Annotated in this window: 2 protein-coding genes; both read left to right on the plus strand. The window is 74.0% G+C overall.

Features of this window, described 5'->3' with window-relative positions; all coding sequences use genetic code 11:
* Positions 1-56: 56 nt before the first annotated feature.
* Entirely contained in the window at positions 57-818 is a 762-nt protein-coding gene (locus G5C65_RS36095) for an ATP-binding cassette domain-containing protein (protein ID WP_165303275.1), read from the plus strand.
* A 111-nt stretch (positions 819-929) separates the two neighbouring features.
* Positions 930-2,084 (plus strand): ROK family glucokinase, encoded by a 1,155-nt coding sequence (locus tag G5C65_RS36100; RefSeq protein ID WP_165303276.1) that lies wholly within the window; start codon positions 930-932, stop codon positions 2,082-2,084.
* Positions 2,085-2,110 lie beyond the last annotated feature (26 nt).

Consider the following 2,110-nt stretch of genomic DNA (forward strand, 5'->3'; position numbering starts at 1 on the left):
GGGCGGACGGGGCGGGGGCGGACCCGGCCCGCCCGGCCGACGCGGCCCCCGAGCCGCTGGTGGAGCTGGCCGGCGTCGGCAAGTACTACGGCACCATCCGCGCCCTCGACGACGTCTCCCTCCAGGTGCGCGCTGGGGAGATCACCTGCGTCCTGGGCGACAACGGCGCGGGCAAGTCCACCCTCATCAAGATCATCTCAGGGCTGCACCAGCACGACGGCGGCACCTTCCGCATCCAGGGCGAGCCGGCCCGGCTCGGCTCCCCGCGCGAGGCCCTGGACCGGGGCATCGCCACCGTCTACCAGGACCTGGCCGTCGTCCCGCTGATGCCCGTGTGGCGGAACTTCTTCCTCGGCTCCGAGCCCCGGCGGGGCCGGGGCCCGCTGCGCCGCCTCGACGTCGAGGCCATGCGCCGCACCACCCGCCACGAGCTGCTGCGCATGGGCATCGACCTGCGCGACGTCGACCAGCCGATCGGCACCCTCTCGGGCGGTGAGCGGCAGTCCGTCGCCATCGCGCGCGCGGTGCACTTCGGCGCGAAGGTCCTGGTGCTGGACGAGCCGACCGCCGCGCTCGGCGTCAAGCAGTCCGGCGTCGTGCTGAAGTACGTCGCCGCGGCCCGCGACCGGGGGCTCGGCGTGGTCCTGATCACCCACAACCCGCACCACGCGTATCTGGTCGGGGACCGCTTCGTGCTGCTGAAGCGGGGCGCGATGGCGGGCTCGTACACCAGGGACGGGCTGGAGCTGGAGGAGCTGGTGCAGCAGATGGCGGGCGGCAGCGAGCTGGAGGAGCTCAGCCACGAACTGGAGCGCTGACCCGGACGAGGGGCCGAAGTTGCCGGTCACACCGGCCAACGGCGTACCGTTGATCCCTGGCAGAATCGGCCGGGCCCGAGAATCACACCCCCTAGGGACGACCAGATGAGCATGGACGGCCTGCAGCGAGCCGACAGGCTCTCCAGGCGCCGCACGGCGCCCAGTGCCAGCGTCCTCCGCACCGTCGGAACACGTGAGCGCCGCTCCCACCTGTCCGCGCCCCGCGTGCCCACCGTCGGCATCGACATCGGCGGCACCAAGGTCATGGCGGGCGTCGTGGACGCCGACGGCCAGATCCTGGAGACGGTGCGCGCCGAGACGCCGGACAAGTCGAAGAGCCCCCAGGTCGTCGAGGACACCATCACCGAGCTGGTACTCGACCTCTCCGACCGGCACGATGTGCACGCCGTCGGTATCGGCGCGGCCGGCTGGATCGACGCCGACCGCTCCCGGGTGCTGTTCGCACCGCACCTCGCCTGGCGGGACGAGCCGCTCAAGGACGCGCTCACCGCGCGGCTCGCCGTCCCCGTGATGGTCGACAACGACGCGAACGCCGCCGCCTGGGGCGAGTGGCGGTTCGGCGCCGGACGCGGCGAGGACCACCTCGTCATGATCACCCTCGGCACCGGTATCGGCGGCGCGATACTGGAGGACGGCCGGGTCAAGCGCGGCAAGTACGGAGTGGCCGGCGAGTTCGGCCATATGCAGGTGGTCCCCGGCGGCCACCGCTGCCCGTGCGGCAACCGGGGCTGCTGGGAGCAGTACAGCTCGGGCAACGCGCTGGTCCGCGAGGCCCGCGAGCTGGCCGCCGCCGAGTCCCCGGTGGCGTACGGCATCACCGAGCGGGTCGGCGGCCGGATCGGCGAGATCACCGGGCCGCTGATCACCGAGCTGGCCCGCGGGGGCGACGCGATGTGCACCGAGCTGCTCCAGGAGATCGGCGGCTGGCTCGGCGTCGGCATCGCCAACCTCGCCGCGGCCCTCGACCCGTCCTGCTTCGTCATCGGCGGCGGCGTCAGCGCGGCCGACGACCTGCTGATCGGCCCCGCGCGGGACGCGTATCGCCGCCAGCTGACCGGGCGCGGCTACCGGCCCGAGGCCCGGATCGTGCAGGCGCAGCTGGGCCCCGAGGCGGGCATGGTGGGCGCCGCCGACCTCGCCCGGCTCGTCGCCCGCCGCTTCCGCCGCGCCAACCGCCGCCGCCTGGAGCGCTACGAGCGGTACGAGCGCGCCGCCGACAACCTGCGCAGGGCGGTCGGTCAGTGACCGCCGCCACCTCCCCTCCCCGGACC

Source organism: Streptomyces boncukensis (assembly GCF_011045075.1).
Classification (GTDB): Bacteria; Actinomycetota; Actinomycetes; order Streptomycetales; family Streptomycetaceae; genus Streptomyces; species Streptomyces boncukensis.

Coding starts and splice junctions, on each gene's coding strand:
- G5C65_RS36100 (WP_165303276.1), top strand. CDS start 930: ATGGACGGCCTGCAGCGAGCCGACAGGCTCTCCAGGCGCCGCACGGCG.